The 22,031-nt window shown below is 47.1% G+C and carries 12 protein-coding genes and 1 pseudogene; 1 reads left to right on the top strand and 12 read right to left on the bottom strand.

The window, feature by feature from the left end; all coding sequences use genetic code 11:
* Positions 1 to 141: 141 nt before the first annotated feature.
* The 6 genes from LL912_RS14875 to LL912_RS14850 form a co-directional block, all read right to left on the bottom strand.
* A complete protein-coding gene (locus LL912_RS14875; protein WP_235554365.1) occupies positions 142 to 2,964 on the bottom strand; it encodes a TonB-dependent receptor in 2,823 nt (940 codons plus the stop codon).
* Positions 2,965 to 2,968: 4 nt separating this feature from the next.
* The gene (locus LL912_RS14870; protein WP_235554364.1) at positions 2,969 to 4,231 is read right to left on the bottom strand and encodes a hypothetical protein; all 1,263 of its coding nucleotides are present in this window, start codon (positions 4,229 to 4,231) and stop codon (positions 2,969 to 2,971) included.
* Between the two features lie 182 nt (positions 4,232 to 4,413).
* Positions 4,414 to 7,371, bottom strand: a complete 2,958-nt coding sequence (locus tag LL912_RS14865; RefSeq protein WP_235554363.1) for an outer membrane beta-barrel protein — start codon at positions 7,369 to 7,371, stop codon at positions 4,414 to 4,416.
* Positions 7,368 to 8,618 carry a 6-bladed beta-propeller gene (locus LL912_RS14860; RefSeq protein ID WP_235554362.1) on the bottom strand — a complete coding sequence of 417 codons (1,251 nt, stop codon included), beginning with the start codon at positions 8,616 to 8,618 and terminating at the stop codon, positions 7,368 to 7,370. Before LL912_RS14860 ends, LL912_RS14865 begins: the two co-directional genes overlap by 4 nt.
* A 191-nt stretch (positions 8,619 to 8,809) precedes the next feature.
* Positions 8,810 to 11,386: a TonB-dependent receptor gene (locus LL912_RS14855; protein ID WP_235554361.1), complete on the bottom strand. Its 2,577-nt coding sequence runs from the start codon at positions 11,384 to 11,386 to the stop codon at positions 8,810 to 8,812.
* 424 nt (positions 11,387 to 11,810) lie between these two features.
* Positions 11,811 to 13,181, bottom strand: coding sequence for a TSUP family transporter (locus LL912_RS14850; RefSeq protein ID WP_235554360.1), 1,371 nt, complete (start codon positions 13,179 to 13,181; stop codon positions 11,811 to 11,813).
* Between the two features lie 308 nt (positions 13,182 to 13,489).
* Here LL912_RS14850 and LL912_RS14845 point away from each other — a divergent pair, with 308 nt between their 5' ends.
* Complete coding sequence (locus LL912_RS14845; RefSeq protein WP_235554359.1) at positions 13,490 to 13,765, top strand: hypothetical protein; 276 nt, start codon at positions 13,490 to 13,492, stop codon at positions 13,763 to 13,765.
* A gap of 64 nt (positions 13,766 to 13,829) precedes the next feature.
* Here LL912_RS14845 and LL912_RS14840 read toward each other — a convergent pair whose 3' ends face one another.
* From LL912_RS14840 to LL912_RS14815, 6 genes and pseudogenes are all read right to left on the bottom strand, one after another.
* Positions 13,830 to 15,410 carry a TSUP family transporter gene (locus LL912_RS14840; protein ID WP_235554358.1) on the bottom strand — a complete coding sequence of 527 codons (1,581 nt, stop codon included), beginning with the start codon at positions 15,408 to 15,410 and terminating at the stop codon, positions 13,830 to 13,832.
* 4 nt (positions 15,411 to 15,414) lie between these two features.
* Positions 15,415 to 16,257: a serine O-acetyltransferase EpsC gene (epsC, locus tag LL912_RS14835; RefSeq protein ID WP_235554357.1), complete on the bottom strand. Its 843-nt coding sequence runs from the start codon at positions 16,255 to 16,257 to the stop codon at positions 15,415 to 15,417.
* Positions 16,258 to 16,386: 129 nt separating this feature from the next.
* Positions 16,387 to 18,060: pseudogene (locus LL912_RS14830) on the bottom strand (NADPH-dependent assimilatory sulfite reductase hemoprotein subunit); the annotation flags it as partial.
* A gap of 80 nt (positions 18,061 to 18,140) precedes the next feature.
* Positions 18,141 to 19,835: a diflavin oxidoreductase gene (locus tag LL912_RS14825; RefSeq protein WP_235554355.1), complete on the bottom strand. Its 1,695-nt coding sequence runs from the start codon at positions 19,833 to 19,835 to the stop codon at positions 18,141 to 18,143.
* A complete protein-coding gene (gene cobA / locus LL912_RS14820; RefSeq protein ID WP_235554354.1) occupies positions 19,825 to 20,700 on the bottom strand; it encodes a uroporphyrinogen-III C-methyltransferase in 876 nt (291 codons plus the stop codon). Before cobA ends, LL912_RS14825 begins: the two co-directional genes overlap by 11 nt.
* Before the next feature lie 78 nt (positions 20,701 to 20,778).
* The gene (locus tag LL912_RS14815; protein WP_235554353.1) at positions 20,779 to 22,020 is read right to left on the bottom strand and encodes a sulfate adenylyltransferase subunit 1; all 1,242 of its coding nucleotides are present in this window, start codon (positions 22,018 to 22,020) and stop codon (positions 20,779 to 20,781) included.
* Positions 22,021 to 22,031 lie beyond the last annotated feature (11 nt).

Below are 22,031 nucleotides of genomic sequence, written 5' to 3'. Positions count from 1 at the left end.
ATCTGATCGAATAAACAAATCAAATATATACAAGTTTTTCATATAAAACCGCTGTGGATTTTTATTGAAGGAAGTAGGTATGATAAACGATCAATGTATGCGGCAACGGTCAGGAAGCCGTTGTGGATACAATTTAAGAATTTACCAGGTCTGTTCGGTTGTCTTTTGCTTTAAATCCTTTTTGCCAAATTTGCGCGGGTAGTAAGAAAACGTAAGCAGGAAATATTGCTGCAGGCCGTTGGTAATGCGGGTTGTGGTACCATAAGTATCGGCACTGCTGGAAATATTCTGGTATTGCTTCAGCAGATCCATGGCAGATAATTTCAGCTCTCCCTGCTGTTTCATAAACCGGTAGCTGGCAAAGGCATTCCAGAGAATGGTAGGTTTGCTCAAACCGGAATTCTTTACATAATTAAGCGTGCTGCTAAATGTAAAGCCGGCCGGGTAGTTCAGTGTAAAACTTAGCCGGGTTGTATTGAGCGTGTTTTTAAAGGAGGTAAGTCCCTGCCCGGTTTGTTGGGTCCGGTAGGTGGTCAGCGCCTCACCGATATTGAAGATCATCAGCGACCGGAGCGAAAACTGGAGATCGATATTATGGTTATTGTTGAAGTTTTTACTGATCGTATAGATATTATCAATATAATTGGGCGTGCGGCCGTTGTTAAAAGCAGCGTTATATCTCAGCTGGATGCTGCTTTTCTTTATACGCCTGGATATATTGGTTTCATAAGCGATCCGGTAGCGGTTACTTTGATCGGCGTTGATATAGTAATAAATGCGTTTTCCGGAAGGATCATTGAGGATACTGTCTGTAACCGGGTTGAAGGAACGGGTATAATCACCGTTTAACATCACAGAAAATGTGTAGGCCGATTTTGAGTTTTGGGTTTGGAAATTGGTATATACCGATAAGTTGTGGTTAACCTGGTTTTGTAAATGAGGACTTCCTTTCCGTATCTCATATGCATTGATGTCGTCCACGACCGGGTGAAGCTGGTCTATGGATGCATATCCAAAGTCTTTCCTGTAGTTGAGGTAAGTCTGGTAAGTGAATTGATTGTGCCGGTTGTACCAATGGCTGAGCGTGCCTTCATACCGGAAGAACTGGAAACTGCGGTTTAAGTTCCTGTTGGCAATGGAAGACTGGTTCTTATCTGTTTTGATATCATCGATCAGCTTTACTTCTACGGAACTGCTTCTGTAAAACTTTCCGGAATATTTGCCCAATGTTTTCGACAGAGTTAGATAAGGCGTGTATTCGAATAGCTCCCGCTTGTTTTGATTGGAGAGTTGCTGATTGATGGTGGAAGTATTGGCGCGGCTATCAAAATCTGTTACCCTGGTGTTGCCGGATGATCGTGTATAATTGAACCACTGGTTAAAGGAAACACTCATGCCAAACAAATTATACCGGCCCAGCAGCAGCCGCTTAAAGCCCTGGTATTCCAGGTTCACACCGGTGTTGAAGGTATTATTTGTAGTATGGTATTGCCTGTTGTAAGCCGTGTCTTTTGCCGTTTCCGTATACGATTTAAAGAGGCTTTCCACCGTTCTGTCGGAAATGGAGCGGTTGTTGTTGAGATTATACCGTATACGAAAATTTTTTAACGGCTCATCTTCCTGCCCGTTCAAAAAGTTGAGGTCCACAGACTCATTATCGTTTTTCCCGTTTTCTACAGATGCCATGGTGTTGGAACTCAGGAGCTGCCCTGCTGGGTTTCTTACTTCGGTGCGGCTTGTTGACTGGTTTTGCCGGTTGTCAAAAATGGTCCGGCCATTTACCGTCAACTCATCATTATAGCTGCTGGTTTTGATATAATTGATGCCAATCTCGTTCCTGTTTACAGTGTTGTTTTGCAGACCTTCCTGTTGCTCAAACTGCGGGTTTTCGGGCGTGGTGCGATTGCGCATATTCTGATCGGTAACAAAGGAGCGCGAACCGGATTTGTTATAGTTGAGAGAGAGGCGGTTGTTTTGCCGGCTGTTGGAGGTTTCAATGAAATTATGTACCAGCACAGCTCCGATAGAATGATTCTTATTAATGCCATCGGAGCCAAACTGCCCCACATAGTATAGGTTGGGATTTTGATTCCGGTAAGTGTTATTCTGGAACAGCTGCTCAAGATTTCCGATATCCTTGTTGATATTATTAAGCCCGCCACCGATCCCGAAGCTGGTTTTCTTATTATACATCTGGAACGAAAGATCGCCTTCATAACGATCACTGCTTCCATAGCCCGCGCTTATTTTTCCGAAATACCCGGCTTTGTTGCCTTCCTTTAACTGCAGGTTCATGGTCAGGATCGAGTCCTGCCGTTGTTTCTGCTTTTCTTTACTGGTACGGTCATATTCCTGGTATACCTGTATCTTTTCTATGGCCGTTTTGGGCAGGTTTTGTGTGGCAAGCCGGGGATCTGTAGAACCTAAAAACGGCTTACCATCCACGAGGAAATTTTTTACCTTTTGCCCGTTCACGGTAATGGTGCCGTCGCTCCAGATGGTAACCCCCGGAACCTGGTTGAGCATTTCTTCCACTACTGCATCGGGCTTCATTTTGAAGGCTGCGGGGGTGATCACCAGGGTATCGCCTTCCATCCTTATTGGTATTGCAGCGCTTACCGTAACGGCATTGCTGTCTGATAGATTGAGCGACAACCGGGCCCGTAGCGAATCGGTTTTTTCGCTTTCCAGCCGGATGAGCCGGCTAAAGTTATGGTAGCCTACATACGTAATGCTGACCAATAGCTCCTTTTTCACCGGCAGCTTTTCGAAGAAAAAGTTCCCGTTTTTATCAGATAGTTTGTAGTTGATCAGCACCGAGTCCTTGCTCAGAATATTGACGGTAGCGGCTTCCAGGCCGGTACTACTTATCGAATCAAGTACCTGCCCGTTCAGTTTGCCGGTTTGAGCATAAATGGTAGTAAAACAAAAAAGAAAAAAGATGAGGTATAAGCAGGTCTTCATGCTGTTAGTTTTTGAACTGGAATTCGATGACGACCGGAGGTGCTTTTTTATTTTCCGGTTTCAGAACGTCTTCCAGTTCTTTTGGTATGGGAACATTTTTGTTTTGCTTGAAAAACGCATTCAGCTCTTCAACCTTTTGCAGCTTATAAAACTTTTTGCCGATGCGGGAGTCTCCGAAATTGGAGAACAGCTGTATGTTATACTGACTGCTGTCTGCTTTTATTTTCTTGGTATTGTAAAAAAGGTTTTTCTGCTTATCATATACATATTGTTCATAGTTGGAAAGAAAGCTGATTGTAAAAAGACTAAACCGCGGTGCGTCGTACTGGAGATAGATCTGGCGCAGCATCCAGCCGTTATTCCGGTTGAAATTATCCCGCTCGGTCTTGTTTTTAAAAGGCTTGGTATAAAACCCCGGCGGCAGGCTGTTCTCCAGCGGAAGTACCAGCTGGTAAACGGGGGTGATGCTGTCTCGGACCAGTTTGTAAATGGTATCACAATAAGGCCGGGTCAGGTAGCATACATAGGGCGAATCCGTTCTTAAAGGAGTCGTGTATGCTTCGGTAAACAGGTACCGGGGCTCATTGATGCGGTTATAAGGGAAGTATGCTTTTATCAGTTTCTGGTTTTTATAGATCTTTAGTTCATATTCCAGCGAATCTTTGTAAAGCGGGCTGGTGGCTACTTTCGACTGAATATAATAATCATCGTAATAATGATAGGCATTGATGATTTCATATTCGGTGGGAGCTGCTTTTTTTAGCTGGAAGGTGGTATCATTGAGGTCAATCACATATTTTTTGAAGTATTTTTTGTTCCGGGGATTGTTGCGGTCCTGCTCAATCTGGATCCGGTCTCTCCGGGTTAGCGTATAATTTTTGTTGCCGCCCCAAAAAACGATCTGATTATTGCGTTCCTGGTAATTGGGCCAGAAGCCCTCTCCCAGGTGTTTAAAACTGATTTTTTTTATAAACCTCCCATTCCTGGTATACAGCAGGAAATTCTTTTCAGAATAATTGACGATGATAAAATACTTATCTGTTGGCTGCAGGTAACCGTCAATGTCAGAACTGGTGCCTTTGACGGGCTCCAGGGGAATGAATTTTAAGGAGTCAATGAGTTTTGTCTGGTTTTCACTGCCGGCCGCTTTAGGACTCAGGTAAAGCTTTTGTACGGGTACCGCGGGAGTTGGTTGCGCTACTAACTGAAAACTCAGCAAACAGTTCATCAGCAGTATAAGCAAATGGCAATACAGTTGATTTCTCATACGAATCAGTTCGCCATAAAATTAACGAGGAGAATGTTAACAGAATCCTAAGCCTTCCACCTTTATTTAAACTTGGGGTCGTGCTCTGAGATTTGAGAACGGAGATCTGATGTCAATGGTCAGCAGTGAGGAGGCTGATGCCGGAGATCCGATAACTGCATTTCAAGTCTCAGATCTCTTTGCTAATTCCTTCCGCCCCTCCGCTGCACGCCGCCGCCACTTTGCTGCCGGAGCTGCTGTTGCGGCCGTTGCCGCTGTTCTCCGGCTTCACTGCGGCGACCCCCGGAACGTCCGGATCTGCCGGATTTACCACCAAACTGCCGGGGAAAGTAGGAAAGGGTGAGCATGTAAAATTGCTGGATTCCGTTTGTAATAGTGGTGCCCGTGGTATTATTATCATTAGCAAAGTTGGAGATGTTCCGGTTCTGCCGGAGGATGTCGAAGACCGATAATTTTATTTCCGCCTGCTTCATTTTCATAAAGCGCCAGGTAGCATAGGCATTCCATATCGTGGCCTTTTCCGATTGGTTCTTAGCGGAGATATTGTTCAGGTAGTTAACATTACTGCTCAGCGTGAAGTTTTTGGGTACAAGAAGCGTAAGGCGGGCGGTGGTTCCGTAGGTCGTTGCCTTTAGCGCTGCTTTACCGGTACCGATCTGCTGGCTGTTGTTGGAGGTGATGTTTTCTCCCAGTGATATATTGAAAAGATCGGTAAGACTGTAGAAAAGATGTACTCCATGATTCTGGCTCCGGGTTTGGGTATAGATCAACTGGGCTGCCAGGTCTGCCGGAGTTTTTATGTATTGCGGAGCGTGTGAGCCACCCAAACTGCCGTTGTACCGTATCTGCAGCATGTTTTTGTTATTGATGCGGTAGGAGGCACTGGCATTAAAGTTTCCGTTAAAAGAGCGCCGCCCGTTAATGTTCAGCAAATAGGAGGTACGGGAACCGTTGTTGCCAAAGATACTGCTATCGGAAATGCCATTTTTAAAGGTGTTATACCCCAGGTTCAGGCTCGCCGAATAGGTGGTCTTTTCATTGAACCGCTGCGTGTTGTAGCTGGCGTTAAAATTAAAGTTATTGCCCAGTGGCGATTTCAGATCGGGATTGCCCACCACAATATTATACTTGTTGATGTTATCAACGATGGGGTACAACTGGTCGATGGTGGGTGCGGTGGCGGAACTGCTGTGCGTAATACCGATGTTCAGGTTGTACTTGTTAAACCGGTTGTAATTGTAGTAAATGGATGAAGAAGGCGTAAAGAAATGGAACGACCGCTCCAGGTTCCGGTAACTGAGGGTGGACGTATTCCGCTGATAAAGGAACTGGTTCTGCAGGTCGGTACGGAAGGAAATGCTTTTATAATGCCGGTCTGAAAGTACCCTGCTGATGGTTTTGAAGAAGCTGATGCCCGGCCGGTCTTCGATATTCACTACAGAATTGATATTGGTAAGTGCCTCATTGATCCGGTAAGTATTGGTACTATCCAGTTCCAATACATCGGCGTTCAGGTCTGATTTATTGTACCGGAAATTATTCCGTAAGCCGATATTGATATTCCAGAAATTATAGTTACCAAACAACAGCGAACGGAGTCCATTGTAGTTTAACCCGATATTGGTGGTAAAGTTGGAATTTTCATTGTGATATTTCCGGTCGGTATTTTGTGTATAGATACTATCAACAAATGATTCGAAGCGGCTGATCTGGGTGCTATTGCTTTCGCTGTTGTTAGAGGTTACCGAAAAACTGGTGGAAAAGCTTTTTTTATTGATGCCTTCGTCGTAATCGTTGTTATTAAAATAACCATTCAGATTAAAGCTGTTGGAGTGGGAGGTAGCAGCCGTACTGTTACGACGCTGACTGGCCCGCAACGTGTCATTGCGGAACGCGGTAGTATTTCCTTCGTTTGCTGATTGCGCATTGTTCCAGGTATAGTTGGCCTTTGTTGAAAAAGAGGTGGCCTGTTTCCTGTTTTCATAGCCGGCGTCAACCGACTGATTCAAAGAACTTCCGTTGCTGCGCCGTTCGGTAATATTGGTAAGCGTGTAATCGGTCAGGTTCTGGATGGTGGTACTGTTGGTGAGCTGGTTGTTCTTGGAATCTCTTAAATTATACTCCCCGTCGATAGAATTATTAAAGCGGGAGTTGGTGCTTTCGTCAAAATTGTGTTGCAGGTACGCCCCAAAATAATGCACGGTATTGAGTCCGGCGGCATTGGCATTGGGCGCTCCGAAATTTCTGCGGTTATAAGATCGGAAAGTATTGTTTTCGATCGCCTCCCGTACATTCTGAATGGTTTTATTGGTATTATTAAGATTTCCGGCAATCGCCAGTTTTGTTTTTTTGTTGTAGGCCTGCATGGTGAGGTCGCCTTCATAATGATGATCCGTTCCCAGCCCGGCGCCTACTTTTCCAAAGAAGCCTTTGCGTTTTTCCGCCTTCATTTTGATGTTCATGGTGAACGTAGAATCCATTTCGGTACTGGTGATCTCCTGTTTGCTGTAGTCCTTTTCCTGGTATACCTGTATCTTTTCAATAGCGGTTTTGGGCAGGTTCTGGGTGGCAATTTCAGGACTGCCTCCAAAAAAAGGTTTGCCGTCTACAAATACGTTGCTGATCTTTTTACCATTTACAGTAATGGTTCCGTCACTCCACATGGTTACACCCGGCACGCGCAGCAACATGTCTTCCACTACCGCAGCGGAATCCAGCTTAAATGCATCGGGATTTATTTCCAGGGTATCACCGTTCATACGCACGGGCACCACCGATTTCACCACTACTTCCTCCATTTGCCGGGACGTATCCCTGGAAAGCCCTATCTTTTTGAAGTCAAAATCTTTCTTTAAAGAGTCAAGGTATACCTCCTTTGAAAAATCATTATACCCGGAATAGGTAATGGAAACAAGGAGCGGTGTACGAAAAGGTAGTTCACCGATATTAAACTCTCCCTGGTTATTGGTAACCTGGTAGTTGACAAGTACGGAATCGGCTTTTTTATACACGGTAACCGTTGCAGACTGCAGGCCATAATCGTGCACAGAGTCCGAAACAAGCCCCTTCACGCTGCCACTGGTCTGTGCAAACGACAAAATGGGCAGGAGCAGCAGGATAATCAGAATGGGTCGCTTCATTTTGTCGCTAAATCTTCTTTGGGTTTTAACTGGATCAATACGGGGTTGTCTGTTTCTTTTCGTGTGGCAAAAAAGCGGGTCAATACATCGTCATATTGCGGGTTTCTGTATTCAGACGATTTTTTTGCATTAAACATGCTTTTAGCGGACAGCGACAGGTAAATATATTGTTCATCAAAACTTTTGATGACCCCCGAAACCGGCAGGAAATAGCTGCTGCTGTCGGAAGAGATTTTATTATAGTCGTAGATGAGATTGGTCTTGTTATCGAAGAGATAACGGTTATAGCCTTTGAACAGGTTGAGGTCGAAGAACATCAGATTTTTAAACCGGATCACATTCTCAATTTTGTGTGCATAAGCGGGATGTTCGATTTTATAGGTATCCATCTCACCGCGACTGGAGAAGCCCATATTAAAAAAGGAAGGAGGAACGGCATTGTCCATGGGCAGCATCAGCTTATAGCTTTCTGTAATGGCCGATGGGGTAAGCGTATAGATCTCGTATTGAAAAGGACGGGTCACAAACAATACAGAGTCATTCTGCGTGGGAATAATGCTGCACTGGGATGCGCCCGCATAATAATAAACCGATTCGGTTTTCTTATTGTAGGGAAAATAGTTTTGTAGAACGGCCGACTGGTTGATGATCTTTAATTGATAGTCGAGTGTATCGCGGGCCGTTCTTTTGGCTTTAATAAAGCTGGCGGCAAATTTGTCTTTATCAAAGCGTACCGGGTTGGTAAAAGCATACCGGAAGTTTTTAAGATCCTCGGTTTTGGCGGCCGTTACATCATAGAGATAGAACCAGGTGGCTTTTGCAAATTTTGAAATATCCTTTTGAACATCTGCCTCCAGGTATTCCTGCACCTGAACAGACGGAATGTTATAGTTTTTGTTGAGGCTGAAGATCAGCAACGCATTTTTTGACCGGTCCAGCTGGATGTCGCGGATCCGGTAACGTTTGATGCGGTACTTCTGTAAAAATTTGCCGCGCCGGTCGAAAAAATATAACGCATTGGTATCCCCGTCGAGAACGATGAACAGAGAATCCGTAACCACTAATTGCCGGATGGCGCCAAACATGCTTTTCCGGGTGGTTTCGAGCGGAATAAACTTTACTTCCTCAAATACCCGGGAGGCCGGCGCTCCGATTGTTTTACTTGGATCGAGGTACAATGTTTTTGCCTGGGCACCAACAGATATACAAAGCCACATAGCCCAGCAAACAAACATTAGTTTTTTCATTGTCAATTGTGTCAAAAGCGATAATTGTCAAAAATACACCTGTTAGACCAACGAAATTCTGCAAGGTTTAACTTTAAACCGGAATATTAAAAAAAGAAACCCCGCTGTGAAAACAGCAGGGCATTTTTGATTGCTCTGTATAACCCGGTTATTAGGCCGGGCTGGATGAGTCATTTCTGATGCACCTTATATCATTGGTTTTTTCCGTTGAATGTAAAGCTTAATGTAATGCCATAAGTGCGCTGGTCTCCAAGCACCGCGGCGTAATGGCCGGCGTTTCCGCCTGCAGCCAGCAGTTGTTCGTAATAATTTTTATCAAAAATATTACGGGCCCACAGGTAGGCCGTTAATCCTTTTTGTACCCTGTAGCCTATGCGGCCGTTTACCAGTGTATAACCATCGATACTCAGGTATTTGGAAGGAGAAGGGCTGGAAGAGAACGAAGACCGGTAAAAGCCATCCAGGCCCACAAAGAATTGTCCGGCTTTTCCAAAGGGTGCCGCCGGGGTACTGTATTCACCGCCCAGGGATCCTGCCCATTTGGAAATACCGGGCAACGGGCTATTGGAAACGTCTTTAAATGCCACCTGCACGCCATTTTCGGTATGACCTGTTTCCTCCAATGGAAGCGGGGCATTGGTAAATTTTACATACTTACCATCGGTATACGCCAAAGATCCGTTGAAATTGAAATGCTGGTTTATGCGAATGCTTCCGTCAAATTCTACGCCTTTAACGCTTACTTTATCGGCATTGGCAATATATCCGCGGTTAACACCCAGTTCGGCACTTTGCACGTTTGTCTGGTAGTCTTTGATATCGGAGTTGTGAAGCGTGAGGTTCAGTGTGAGATCGTTGGTGGGGTTCGCTTTTATGCCCAGTTCCACATGCTTGGTATATTCGGGACGGATCACCGCCAGGTTGGTAGCCGGTTTACCGTCAATTGTTGGAATACCTGCAACATTTACGCCCACGGGTTTAAAGCTGGTGGCGTAAGTAGCAAATGTGTTCAGACGTTTGGATGGCTTGTATGCAAGCGTGAGCTGGTAAGTGAAATTCCGCTCTGCGGCATTGGATTCATAAAACTGACTGGCATATACGGAGTTTTTTAATGCAATCAAAGCAGGGTCGTCTGTTTGCAGCCCACCATAGGTTTTCCGGTCGTACACCGCTTTTTTCTCATCATAGTTTAAACGGATACCCGGAAGGAAGTGGAAATGATCAGCGAACTCCCAGTCTATATTCGCAAATGCAGCTGCGCTTAAGGATTTGATAGAAGATTCAGTCCGGATGCCGTATCCATTCAGCAGTCCCGGTGTTTTCCAAAGATTACTGGTAGAACTTTGGGAAAAGCGCCACTGGTCTTTACCGGATTCCTCGGTTCCATGAATTTTTATATCCTGGTCGATAAAGAACAATCCCACTACACCGCTGAGACGGTCGTTGATTGCACCGGCATACCGGAGTTCCTGGGAAAAATTTTTATGCTCCGCCGGGTTCTGCGATTTGGAAAGCGCCTCCAGTCCGGTAAAATCGCGGTCGTTTGAAGGATCCCATTTCCAGTAACGCCATGCTGTTGTAGAGGTGAGGGTTCCCGGTCCGATCTTGCTGTCGATATTCAGTGATGCGCCTCCGAGCTCATTGTTCGATTTCCAGGGGGTGTCGTGATCAATCACCCGGTCAAAGGCATTGGCAGAAGGCAATTGATAGTTAAGGTCAGCAATGATGGCATCAAATTGCCGGTAGGCCGGCCGTTCTGTTTTTACCACACCGGCCACCACCTGTGCGTACCCGATGGGTTTCTGGGATGTGATGTCTCCGCTTAAAGTGACGGATGTATTGTCGGACACATTATATAACAGTTGTCCTCGTACCCCCAGATTATTGATATCGTTTACATGTTGCTGGGTGCGCTGGTTATAGAGCAACCCGTTTCGCTGGGTACCCGAGAAGGATAATCTTCCCGCCAGGTGCCGGGTAATCGGACCGGTGATGGAGGCCTTAGCCTGAATATATCCGAAATTTCCAAAGCTGGTTTCCAGCGTGCCGCCCGGGTGAAAACTCGGCTTTTTTGAGATAATGTTAATAGCTCCCGCTGCGGTATTTTTTCCGAAGAGGGTCCCCTGTGGCCCACGCAATACTTCTATGCGCTCCACATCCATAAAATCAAGAACAGCGGCGGCGGGACGGGCATAATACACTCCGTCGATATAATATCCTACACCAGGATCCAGCCCATCGTTGGTGAGCCCAAACGGTGAGCCGATGCCCCTGATGTTTACACCGGTGTTACGGGGGTTGGAGGTATACAATTGCAGGGAAGGAATCATCTCCTTGATACGATTTACGTTAAAAGCACCTGCTTCAGCAATCTTGGGGCCACCGATTACGGAAACGGCAATGGGCACTTCCTGCAGCAACTCATTTCTTCTGCGGGAGGTCACTACGATTGTATCCAAATGATAGGTGAGGGCCAGCCTTATGATTAAAGAGTCGCCGGTATTTCTTACAACTACATTTTTAGGATCGTAGTTTACCGAGGAGGCTATAATGGTAAAGGGTATCTTCGGTGCATCCTGTAAAATGAAAACGCCGTTGTGATCTGCAGTGGTACCGATATCTTTACCCTTTACCTGGATGCTGGCATTGGGGATACCTTCGTTCTGTTCATTGATCACACGACCCGCCAGTTGTGCCTTTAATGAAAATGATGAAAGAACAACAGTTCCAGTAAGAGTAAATTTAAATAAAAGAGAGTGAACGCGCATGATGGATCGATTTAATAGTCTACTTATTTTGTAGAGAAAAAAGTTAAAAAAAAGCATAATTACCCCGATGTCTCAATAACAACATCGGCAGCCGGTCGCCGGCCTACAACATGCCTCCAGGCATCTTACCAAAAAGCATTGAAATGTATTCACGCAACTATTTTCAGGCGGCAAAAATAGAAGAATTTATTAGTCTACCAAAAAAGTAGGGTAATTTTTTTTAGAACATCCAATGCAGGTTTCGGTATTGCCGCAGAAGCACAGGAGGCGCTGAGAGGCCGGTGTATCTATGCCGCAGAAGGCGCCGGTGGATGCCACAGAAGCGCTGAGAGCCGGTGTATTTGTGCCTCGGCGGCTACATTGCTTCAATAATACCCATACTTCTGCGTATCTATGCTTCAGCGGCCACATTTCCCGCAAACGTTTACCTGCATACACCGGCCAGTATTTTGATGCTCCAGATCACCACCAGGATACCCAGCAATATAAAAGCCGTTTTCCGGGGCAGTCTGCCCGCCAGCTTTGCCGCAACCGGCGCAGCGATCAGTCCGCCAAGAATCAGACCCAGTATGGTTTGCCAGTGACTAACTCCAAGGAATATAAAAAAGGTAAAGGCACTGGAAAGGGTCACAAAAAATTCAGTCAGGCTTACGGAGCCGATCACATATTTAGGGCTACGTCCTTTGGTGATTAAAGTAGTGGTAACAATGGGGCCCCATCCGCCGCCGCCGAATGAATCGAAGAAACCACCTGCGCCGGCAAGGGTGCGGTAATGTTTGTACTTCTTCTTCCGGATCTGGTTGCGGAAGGCATTGGAGAGGATCTTGATGCCGAGGAAAAGTGTGTAGCAGGCCAGCAGCGGACGGATAAATGTACCGTATTTTTCACCGAGATAAACCAGCAACACCGCACCCAGTACGGCGCCTGCCACACCGGGAATGAGCAGGGTTTTGAAAAGTTTTTTGTTCACGTTACCAAAGCGGTAGTGGCTGTATCCGGAAGCGCCGCTGGCAAACATTTCAGCGGTATGGATGCTGCCGCTGATGGCGGCCGGGTTTACACCGGCGGATAACAGGATGGTGGCGCTGGTAACGCCATAGCCCATGCCCAGGGCGCCATCTACCAGCTGTGCCACAAAGCCGGCCAGCAGCATGATCAGGAACGTTTGATCAAAGCCGCTGTAAAGGGTTTCAAACCCCGTTTTAATGGAGTCATAGGGGAGGTAAGAAAATAAAAAATGCCCGATCAGCATGAGTGCAAAAATGAGCAGGGCGCGGGAGGCGATTCTTGCATAGGAGGTCTCTTTTCGAGGCTTCTTTTCAGCAATACTTCCAGTTAACGGATACAGGAATGGTGGCTGCCCGCCGGTAAGTATATCCGAAAAAAGGGTGTTGCGATTTTGTTCTTTTACAAAAGCACCGGCATACCGGTGATGGAATCCTGGTTTTGAAGCAATGCTTACCCCGAAGCCTGATCGGTGCAGATCGGCATGGATGTGACCGCATTGAACAGGATCATCTGTTGCAATAATGATGAGGTCGGCATACTTCAGATCATCCGATGTATAGGCCCGTTCCAGCAAGGTTAGCTGGTGGCTGCCGGCGAGATCTTTTATGGCCGGCAGCGGATCCTTGCTTACTAATGTGACCCCTGTTTGAATACCCGCGGCCAGCACCAGCTGTAACTGGCCCAACGCAGCCTCCCCGCCGCCAATAATGAGCAGGCGCTGCCCGGCTGCCGGCAACGGGGGCGTTGCCGGTATCAATGTTTTCGGGTATGCTTGCTGTGCGTACATTTTTGTCTAATTATTTTTAGTAGGCTCAATGATCAAAATGCGGTGTTTAAAAGCGGAAAAGCAACGGCTCTAACACAAAGCTTCCCGTAAATATGCGGTGTGTTACTGTTGATACTGCCGGAAATTGTCTATATTAATCGGTCGCGCAGCAAAACTAAGGGATTTTTATTAGTCTATAAAAAAAGTAGGGTATTTGGGGTTGTTAAATTTGTTGCTGCTGGCTATTCGCCGATGATCTCATGGCAAGCCGTTGTTGTACAACAAGCGCTATTGGTTATGGCAACCCGTTAAATTTAAAGGCAATCTAAATGAAATATGAGGAATATGTCATCCGCTCTGTTCTTTGCAATAATGCGTATGGTATTAAGGAAGTAAATGAATGGACTACTTTAGAATACCTGGTCTTTGATTTTGACCGGTATCCTGAAGTGAAGCCGCTGATTGCAGTTGGTGACATTGTTTCAATAAGGTTATTGAATGCAGATCATGCAAACCATCATTTAGGTCGGTATTTGAGTATCCTGCGTCTTTCGGACCAGGAGCAAAGAAATACATCGTCACCGTTTTTGATAGTGCTGCTTTAGAGCAGGATCCACAGGTGATCGATATCATCCCGCAAAACCCTAAATAGCCGGGCGTTAATCAACCTCACAAAAACACTGCCCTGTAAATGGTAATGCAACTCATAATGATGACGAGTATTCCGACAATGGCAAACATTTTTTTAGCGGGAAGCTTTGCGGTGAGCATTGCAGAAAATGGTGCTGTGATGATGCCGCCGATGAGCAAACCGGCTACAATGTTCCAGTGCTGGATGCCCAGGGTAAATACAAAGGTGACGGCGCTGGTAATGGTGAGGATGCATTTGGCCACGGTAGAACTGCCCACTACATAACGGGGGGTACGGCCGTTTTTGATAAAGGTGCCGGTAACCAGGGGACCCCATCCGCCTCCGCCAAAGGAATCAATAAAGCCGCCGGCCAGCCCTAAGGCGGTAATATTTGTTTTTTTCGGCGCGGCTTTTTTAACGGCGGGTTTTCTTTTAAATGTATTCATCAGGATCCGGATACCCAGGTACATGGTGTAGGCTGCAATAAAGGGCTTCATGAGCTTGGCATCTTTTTCTCCCAGGTAGGATAAGGCCAGGGCGCCGATGATGGCACCGATAACGGCGGGTATAGCCAGCGCCTTGGTAAGTTTTTTATTTACGTTGCCTAGTTTATAATGACTGATACTGCCGGCTGCGGTAGTAAAGGATTCCGCGGAGTGAATGCTGGCGCTCACGATCGGAGGCGCTACATTCAGCATCAGCAGGATGGTGGTGCAGATCACGCCGTAACCCATGCCCATTGAGCCTGCTACGATCTCGGCCAGGAAGCCGACCAACAGCATCCAGTAGAACATGTGGTGGTCCTTGTTTAAAAAATGAAGGATGGTATCGCTGACCCCGAAAATATAAATGGTATAGATGGCCAGGGCCAGTACCAGGAATAAACCGATACCAACCAGGTAGGGCGTACTGCGCCGGGTAGCATTGGCAACCAGGGCGGAACTGTCTACTACCTCACTTTCAGGCGGATTATCAACATTAAATGTGGCATCGCCGCTTATACCATTCACCGCAAGATCCTTCGTAATACTGTTGAGCACTTTTACCTTATGATCGAGGTTACCGGAAAGCTGGTCGCGTATCTGTTGCATATTGTCGAGCAGGTCATTCATTTCATCGGGAATAGCCGCCGTAAAGGTTTCCCGAAGGCGCTTGGCGACGGTGGGCGATTTACCGTTTGTGGAGATGGCAATTTTCAGGTGCCCTTTTTTTACCACCGAACCGAGGTAAAAATCACAAAGGGCCGGTTTGTCTGCAATATTTACCAGCTTTTCTTCTTTTTCGGCATCGGCTTTTATCCGGATGGCTGTTTCAAGGTTGTTCACGGCCGCAATAACCAGACTGGATGCCCGGATATCTTCAATGGAATAAGGTCGTTCGCTGAGCCGCAGATCCGGATGCGTGGCTGCCAGTTCTTTTACCTCCGGCGCAATCACGGTTGCTACCAGGTGTATATGCGTAGCCGGGGAGTTGGCCAATACGGCTCCAAGCTTTTCCAGGGCTACGTTCCCACCGCCAATGATCAGCAATTGCAGGGTCTCCAGTTTTAAAAAAACCGGGAAAAGTGTATTAGATGTTTCCTGTATTCCGTTTGGATGAACCTGTTGCTGTTCCTTCATGCAGTTACTTTTTTTTCAGTATGGCATTCACGGAGTTCTGATGGGAGAAATGCTCTTTTTCTACCACTTCACTTTTATGATACACCAATGAAGATGGTGGTACGCTAAACGTGATCCAGGCATTGCCGCCAATGACGCTGTCTTTGCCGATCACGGTATCACCACCGAGTATAGTGGCTCCTGAATAAAGGATCACATTGTCTTCAACAGTAGGATGTCTCTTTTGATCTTTTTTTACCTTGGCCGAGTTTAAGGCGCCGATGGTAACGCCCTGGTAGATCTTTACTTTTTCACCAATAATGGCGGTTTCACCAATGACCACACCGGTGCCATGATCGATAAAGAAAGATGCACCAATGGTGGCGCCGGGATGAATATCGATGCCGGTTTTGCTGTGTGCATATTCGGTGAAAATACGCGGCAGTACCCGAATCCCCAGTTTCCATAAGGCATTTGAAATGCGGTATACAGCAATGGCATAAAACCCGGGATAGGCATGCAATACTTCTTCCTTATTTAATGCCGCCGGATCATTGGCCAGGAAAAAAGAAGCGTCTTTTTGCAGCGTTTCATAAAGGTCGGGTAAGCCGGTAAAAAAAGCATCGGAAAGCGCCTGCGCTTTTGCGCCGTCGCTTACTACATCATAGATCAGGGTTGTAAGATGACTTTTCAGCGAATACCAGCCTTTTTCCAGGTCCGTCTCCTTCTGGTTCACGCCCGTTTGGGGAACGAACAGGAAGCCAAAAATATCATCTACAAACTGATGGCTTAAGGCTTTATCCGGAAGATTACCAGTATGTTTTTTATTGTGCCTTTGTAAAAGGCTTAAAAAATCTTTTTCGTTCATGATGTTTGTTTAAATTGGTCACTGAAGTGCTGGATTCCAGTTTTTATAATACAATTTAAAAGCATCTGCTGCTTTAGCGCTGTTTTTTTAGTATGTCCGGTAGCGGTAACGATCCGCTTCGTCTATGCCTCAGTGGCTATCATTGATCCATTTGCGCTGTGAAAAATCGCCGAAGGTTTCGCCGGCATTCCGTTCTTTTACATAAACACCAAACAGGCCGTCGAGTGTTTCTAAAATACCGGCTTCATCCAGGCTGTCTTTATATTTCGTATTCAGGCGTTCACCCAGGCGATCCCCTCCGATGTGAAGGTTGTATTTACCCAGGGAAGTGCCTACAAACCCGATTTCTGCATTGGGAGAGCGACCGCAGCCATTCGGACAACCGGTCATGCGCACAATAATGTCTTCTTCCTGTAACTGGTGCTTCTGCAACAGCGGTTCTATTTTGCTGATAAGAGTGGGCAGGTAACGCTGGGCCTCCGCCATTGCCAGGGCACAGGTATTCAGCGCTACACAGGCCATTGAGTTCCGCCGCATCGGGCTGGCATTGTCTGTGCTTTTGCTGATCTGGTGTGCAGCCAGCAGCTGTTCAATCGCCGCTTTGTCGGCATCTGCAATATCACTCAGGATCAGGTTTTGATTACAGGTGAACCGGAAATTTGCTTTTCCTGTTTCTGCTATTTTTAATAAGCCGGTTTTTAAGGGGTAATTGTTTTCATCTACTACCCGGCCATTTTCAACAAATAAGGTATAATACCATTTCCCCTCGTGGTTTTGTGCCCATCCATAGGCATCTTTACGACTGGTAAAGGCATAGGGGCGGGCGGGCTCAAAGGAGAAGCCACAGCGCTTTTCCACCTCTGCACGGTAAGCATCCACGCCCAGTTTATCGATGGTGTATTTCAAACGTGCCTGTTTGCGGTCGCTGCGGTTTCCGAAGTCGCGCTGCACGGTAATCACCTCGTAAATAGCCTGCATGGCCAGTTCTTTGGGCAGATAGCCCAGCATGCTTCCGAGGCGTGCGTATGTGTTGGCATTTCCATGTGTAGAGCCCAAACCACCGCCGGCCGCAAAATTGTATCCTTTTAAAACGCCATCTTCGATGATCGCAATAAGACCCAGGTCGTTGATGAACACATCCACGTCATTATTGGGCGGAATCGCGATCCCGATCTTAAATTTCCGGGGCAGGTAGCGGTCCTGGTACAGCGGATCCTCTTCCGTTGTTTCCACTAATTTTTCGGCGTCCATCCATACCTCGTAATAGCCTCTTGTTTTAGGCAGGTGATGTGCACTGATTTCCCGGGCAAACTGATAAATTTCTTCGTGCAGGGGAGATTCCTTTGGATGTGAGGCGCAGGTCACATTCCGGTTTACATCGCCGCAGGCTGCAATCGAATCCAGGTGCATGGTATTAAATGCACTGATCGTAGGTTTGGTGTGCGATTTCAGAATGCCGTGCAATTGGATGGTTTGTCTTGTAGTGATTTTTATGGTGCCAGTGGAATATTTTCCTGCTACATGATGCAGCCCGATCCATTGTTCGGGTGTCATAAATCCACCAGGTAACCGTAAACGGATCATAAAGGAATACAGCGGCTCCAGTTTTTTGCGGCTTCGTTCCTCACGACGGTCGCGATCATCCTGCATATACATGCCGTGGAATTTTACCAATGCCTGGTCGTCTTCCCGGATGGCACCGGTGTGTGCATCTTGAAGGCTTTCTTTCAGCGTTCCACGCAGACCCTGGCTGGCAACTTTGATTTTTTCCGTTCCGGATAAATTATTTTTCTCGCTCATTGTTTTTGTTTCTGGTTTCTGGTTTTTCGTTTATGGTCATTACCAACCACAAATCACAAACCACAAACGATAAATTTTATTAACTAATATACATCCTTCGAATACCTTCCTTCTTCCTCCAGCTGAACAAGGTAATTGCGGGCTTCTTCTTCCGACTTTCCTTTAGTCTTGAACAGTTCTATAAAGGTATCTTCTACATCCCTGCACATAGGATCTTTTGCACCGCAAATGTACAGATGTGCCCCATTATTCAACCAGTCCAGGAGCTCATCGCCTTTTTCTTTAACGCGGTGCTGTACATAGATCTTTTGATCGGTGTCTCTTGAAAAGGCCAGGTCCAGGTTGTTTAATACGCCTGTTTCCAGGTAATTTTGAATTTCAGTCTGGTACAAAAAGTCGGTTACAAAATGTTGTTCACCAAAAAACAACCAGTTCCGGCCACTGGCGCCTGTTGCATCCCGCTCAGCAAGGAAAGAGCGGAAGGGCGCCACACCGGTGCCGGGTCCAATCATGATGATATCGCTGGTTTCTTCCGGTAATTTAAAGTGTTTGGCTTTTTGGATATAAAATTCAATTTCATGATCCTCATCCAGGTCCGAAAGGAATTCGCTGCAAACTCCGTAACGTTCTTCGTCTTCTACCGTGAACTGGTTTTTGGACACGGTAATATGGATCTCGTTCTCCCCATGCGCATTTGGCGATGACGAGATGGAATAAAGGCGCGGCGATTGGGCTGTGAGGATCTTGATCACCTCTTCAAACTGCGCGGCATCTTTTACCGGGTAAATGCGTAAAAGGTCGTACAGGCTCATTCTTGTGTCGGGTATCTGCTGGTTGGTGAGGGCTGCATATTTCTTAACCGTTGATTTCAGCAGGTAGCAGATGTTCAGGTGCTGGCTCAGCAGGTCACGTACCGGTGCCTTAACCTTCTCTGTCTGGATCTCTTTCTCGGGGTCGATCCCGGTGATGCCGATGATCTTATTGATCATGCTTTGTTTGTTGGAAGGCACGATGCCCAGGGCGTCACCCGGCTGGTAGTCGATGGGTTCTTCGGTCGTGATCTCGATATGGAAGGTCTGCTTGTTGGAGCCCCGGTCGTTGAGATTGATATTGGTGATCACTTTCCCCATGTAATATTTTTTGCCGGCAGATTTGGGTGCTGCGGCAGGCGGGGTGGCAGGCGCAGCTGTTGTAGACTGCAGGGCTGCCGCTACATTGTCCAGCCAGTGCAGGGCGTCTTCTTCGTATTCGACATCGCATTTCTTCAGCGGCAATACCCGGTGTGCGCCCAGGGCCTCCAGGCGGGCATCCACATCTTCCCCTGTTTTGCAGAACTCCGGGTAGGAGCTATCGCCCAGTGCCAGCACTCCGAATTTGAGCTTGCCGAGGTTGAGCTGGTTTTCGTGAATATGATCGTAGAATTTTTTGGCCAGTAAGGGCGGTTCGCCTTCCCCCTGCGTGCTGATCACCACAAAGAAGTATTCTTCCTTCGGAAGGTCGGTAAAACGGTACTGATCCAGCCCGGTGAGTTTTACAGTAATCCCTTTCTTTTTGGCAATGCCGGCCAGTTGTGTGGCCAGCTTTTTGGCATTGCCGGTTTCTGTTCCGTATACAAGGGATATTTTTTTTACGGCAGCCGGAGCGGCAACAGCGGGTTCCTGTCCGCCCGCAAGGCCCTGTGCAAGGCCGGCGAAATAGCCGCTTGCCCAAAGCAGTTCATCCCGCGAAAGCGTAGGCGTGAGACTTTTGATGGCTCCCAATTTTGCGTCAGATAGCATGTTTTAAATTATTTTGTTGATGAACATTGATCATTTCTTCGGTAACCGGTTTGAAGTATAGCTGCCGGCTGTTGCTGTTTTCCAGCCACCGGAACTGCTGGTGCAGTGCTACTACCTTACCCACTACCACCAGGCTGGGAGAGGCTAATGCCGTGCCTTTCAGCGTGGTGGCGTAATCGTAAAGGCTGCAGGTATGCACCTGCTGAAAACAGGTGGTTGCCTGTTCCACAACAGCCAGCTGTTTTTCTCCGGCGATGCCGAACTGTGTTAATTTCTGAACCACCTGGTCCAGGGTGCCGGACGACATGTAAAATACCAGGGTATCATCCGTGGCAGCCAGCTCTTTCCAATAGGCATCCGTAACCACATCCGATTTATAGTAGGTGAGGAACCGCACTGCGGTGGCATAGCCCCTGGCCGTCAGCGGCATTCCCGAATAGGCCGCCGCTCCCAGTGCCGCGGTGACTCCTGGAATGATCTCGTAGGAAATGGAATGCCGGGTAAGGGTTTGCAGCTCATCCAGGATATTGGAAAAGATGGAGGCATCACCGCCCTTAAGCCGTACCACCAGCTTTCCCTGAAGAGCATAATGCACCAGCAACTCATTAATGGTGCGTTGCGGTACCGAACGTTTTTTACTGCATTCTTTTCCCACATATACAATCTCGGTTGCCGGTGTTACATAACGATGCAGGATTACATCACTAACCAGGCGGTCGGCCAAGACCACATCTGCTTTTCGTAACGCATCAGCGGCCTTCACCGTGATCAGATCCGGATCGCCGGGTCCCGCACCGGCAAGAATTACCTTGCCGGTACCATTAGGTGGCTGCTTTTTTACGGAGGATGTATGTTGAAGAAGCATTTGCTGAATTTTTAATCTACTTAAAAAGTAGACTTAATAATTGCAACAATGCACCGGTATACCCGGGCATCGTTTGGATTAATTTAGTAAAACGGCTGCTACGGTGCTGTTGCTGGTTTCATCAACCAGGATGGCATTGCCGTAGTCGCTCAGTGTTGCAAAATCATCGTATACCAGCGGCGCTGCGGTTTTAATGGTCGCGTGCACCACTTCGTTGAGCTTTACACCATCTTCCGCCGGTATGCGTTCCAGCGTATTTACATCAAGTTTGTAAGCTACTTCCCGTACGATGGTCTTCAGCAAACGTCCTTTGTGCTGAAGAAAATATTTATTACCCTGGATCAGGGGTTTATTGTCGAGCCAGCAAAGTACCACCTCGATCTCGTTGGCCACCTTAGGCAGGTTATCGATACGGGCGAAAGTGTCGCCACGGCTGATGTCGATATCGTCTGCAATATGCAATACTGCAGCCTGGGGCGCAAACGCCTCGTTCACTTCTTTGCCTCCTACTTCGATCTTTGTAATGGAGGTGTCGATACCTGCGGGAAGAATCTTTATTTTATCACCTACCTTATATACACCACTGATGATTTGTCCGGCATAACCCCGGTAATCGTGCAGCTCGGCTGTTTGCGGCCGGATTACGTACTGTACCTGGAAGCGCGGGTCAGTATGGTTGATATCGGAAGCCACTTCAACGGCTTCCAGGAACTCCAGCAGGGACGGGCCTGTATACCAGGGCATATCTTCTGAGTGATCTACAATATTATCACCAAGGAGCGCTGAAATCGGAACATAAGTAACGTTTTCGATATTCAGCTGTGCGGCTACCTTCTCATAATCGGCCCTGATCTCGTTGAATCGCTCTTCAGAAAAATCAACCAGGTCCATTTTGTTGATGGCCACCACCACATGCGGCATTTTCAACAACGACGCGATGATGGAATGGCGGCGGGTTTGCTCAATCACCCCGGCTCGGGCATCAATGAGAATGATGATCAGACTGGAGTTGGACGCGCCGGTAATCATGTTGCGGGTATACTGTACGTGGCCCGGCGCATCGGCAATGATGAATTTGCGTTTGGGGGTGGAGAAATAGCGGTAGGCTACGTCAATCGTGATCCCCTGCTCCCTTTCGGCTCTTAAACCATCGGTGAGTAATGCCAGGTCGATGCCATCGGCGTTTTTATTTTTTGATTGTTTTTCGAGCGCCTCCAACTGGTCCACAAGAATGCTTTTGCTATCGTATAACAGCCGGCCGATCAATGTACTTTTGCCATCGTCTACACTACCGGCGGTTATGAATCTTAAGATATCCATTGAGCAATTTA

The sequence above is a fragment of the Niabella agricola genome (genome assembly GCF_021538615.1).
In the GTDB taxonomy this organism is placed as follows: Bacteria; Bacteroidota; Bacteroidia; order Chitinophagales; family Chitinophagaceae; genus Niabella; species Niabella agricola.
This window is presented reverse-complemented; position numbering and strand designations above follow the sequence as displayed.